Raw genomic sequence first — 445 nt, forward strand, 5'->3', positions numbered from 1 at the left:
TTTGGTTCGTCTTAATGAAGCTTATCAGCTTTTGACAAACACAAAAAAATCGATTCTGGTAATTTCCGGTCAAGTTGGTTTCCCAAATGAAAAAGCTTTTGTAAGAATTTTTAAACGAATTTATAAAGCCGTCCCAACAGATTATCGTCAACAATTAGATGCTAAAAATAGAATAAACGGGCCTGATTAGATACTTATATAATTAGGTTAAGTTATCGAAAAGAATTTTCTATTTCGATAAATTAAAGGGGAGCTCAATGGACAAACATAAATTGTTTAACAATTTTCTGCATTGGGCTAAATTATTTAAGAAATATTATCAGCAAGGAAATATTAATAATAATGCGATAATTTTGTCCTATTACTTATTGCTTTCTTTGCCGCCGATTATCCTGATACTTGGAAATTTGCTGGCACACCTAAAAATCAGTGTTAATACGATTCT

At 30.6% G+C, this 445-nt stretch carries 1 protein-coding gene and 1 pseudogene; both read left to right on the top strand.

Features of this window, described 5'->3' with window-relative positions; genetic code table 11:
- The coding region (locus tag KH893_RS12275) for a helix-turn-helix domain-containing protein (protein WP_281166337.1) at positions 1-190 on the top strand (190 nt) is incomplete at its 5' end.
- A 67-nt stretch (positions 191-257) separates the two neighbouring features.
- Positions 258-445 (top strand): annotated as a pseudogene (locus KH893_RS12280) (YihY/virulence factor BrkB family protein); the annotation flags it as partial.

The organism is Liquorilactobacillus sicerae (assembly GCF_029916425.1).
Lineage (GTDB): Bacteria > Bacillota > Bacilli > Lactobacillales > Lactobacillaceae > Liquorilactobacillus > Liquorilactobacillus sicerae.